Origin of the sequence: Streptococcus sp. Marseille-P7376 (genome assembly GCF_902460385.1) — a bacterium.
Classification (GTDB): domain Bacteria; phylum Bacillota; class Bacilli; order Lactobacillales; family Streptococcaceae; genus Streptococcus; species Streptococcus sinensis.
Genome location: NZ_CABPTS010000048.1, coordinates 1 through 1630, shown reverse-complemented (window position 1 = coordinate 1630; position 1630 = coordinate 1). Strand labels below are relative to the sequence as shown.

1 protein-coding gene is annotated in these 1630 nt (G+C 39.2%); it reads right to left on the bottom strand.

What is annotated here, in order from left to right; all coding sequences use genetic code 11:
* Nucleotides 1-181: 181 nt before the first annotated feature.
* On the bottom strand, nt 182-1384 hold the full coding sequence (locus tag FZ952_RS11460) for an IS110 family transposase (RefSeq protein WP_316246208.1): 1203 nt from the start codon (nt 1382-1384) through the stop codon (nt 182-184).
* Between the last annotated feature and the right edge of the window lie 246 nt (nt 1385-1630).

The window sequence follows — 1630 nt, the reverse complement described above, 5'->3', positions numbered from 1 at the left end:
TTTTCTACCATTTGTCAAGTATATCAAGGTATTTGATGAAAAATAGTTTGAGTTCCATATGTCAAACGAAGGAAATTGTCTTTTTTTGAGCTAAAGTTTAGTGTAAAAAGTGTACACAAAACCAACACCTTACCTAGTGATTTTTTTGATAAGGTGTTACAATAATATGGCATAAACAATTTTACCGATTTTGGGTAGAAGTATAATCGTAAAGTTTGTTATGCGTTATGAGGTAATACATTGTTCTGATGAGACGATGTATAGAGGCAATCGTGTGTGGTTTGGTTGAAGTCACTTGCGATTGTCTTTTCCGTTTATCATAGAAGTCTGCGATATGACAAGGATTGGTGTGGCTAGCTGAAGCTATGTTATGAATGCACTTAAAGAGAATCTTTCTAGCATAGGGATTCCCACGTTTGGTGATATGTTCCTTGGCTAGAAAGTCCCCAGATTCATAGTGTCTGAGGTCAATGCCGATAAAAGCATTGATTTGATTGGCAGAGTGAAATCGACGAATGTCACCAAGTTCACCAATAATGCTGGTCGCTGTGGTTTCAGCTATTCCAGGAATAGAGAGAAGAATCTCGTATTCTGGCAAAGGTTGAGCCAATGTTACCATCTCCTCTAAAACACTTTGTCTATATTCAGAAAGCCTAAGTAACTCCCCTGCATAGTATTTGACCTCTTCCATCATTGGAGAGGTTTTCTTGACCGCACAATAAGACTGATTAGCTAGTTTTGTAAGCTTATCTACTAAGTAAGTCACACGTTTTTCAGAGATGCGTTTTGATGTAGACTGACGGATGATAGCTCTTAATGCGGCGTCACCCAACTCCAGTACAAAACTATTACATGGAAAAGTCATTACCAAGTTCCAATATTGTTCCCCAGTTGGTGCCGACAAGATGTTTTCCAATTCAGGAAAAGTGACCTGTAAAACCTTGTGCAGACGGTTTTTAGCGCAGACAATATCCTCAGTAAGATTCTGATAGAAACGGCTGAGGTCGCGTAATTCTTGATAAAGCGCTTCTTGGACATAGCTTGGTTTACGATTGAGGATGAACTGAGACATAGCTAGTTTTTCAGCGTCAATCTTATCGGTTTTACGTACTCGTAAGCTATCTAGTTGTTTTTTGGATTCTAAAGGATTGAGGCGTGTATAAGCGTAACTATTATCCTCAAAGAAGGCCTGAAGACGACGAGAATAGACACCAGTCGCCTCGAAGACAATCTCTGGCTGGTGAACAGTCTTCAAGTCCCCAAGTAGTCGATTAAATCCGATGGCATCATTGGGTATGGTATAGCCATGTACTTTCTCTCCATTGATCAAGATGGCTACTTCTGAACTTGCTTTACTCACATCAATCCCAAAAACTACTCGCATGATATTACCTCTTTGTCTTGAATGATTCCTTGCTTTAGTGATGTCATTTTCAATACTCGACGTTTTTCGTCCCACATACTTTGATAACATTCTTCCTAAAACAGGTGTCTTGCCAGTTTTAGTTACGACGTCTAGCGCCAAAGGACTCATCGACTTAACAAGACACCTCTACTTTAACATAACGAAAAAAGTAGTGAGTACTTTCTCCCGTCGGAGATTTTCTCACTACTAATCTTAGTATGTTTT

Coding starts and splice junctions, on each gene's coding strand:
- FZ952_RS11460 (WP_316246208.1), bottom strand. CDS start 1,384: ATGCGAGTAGTTTTTGGGATTGATGTGAGTAAAGCAAGTTCAGAAGTA.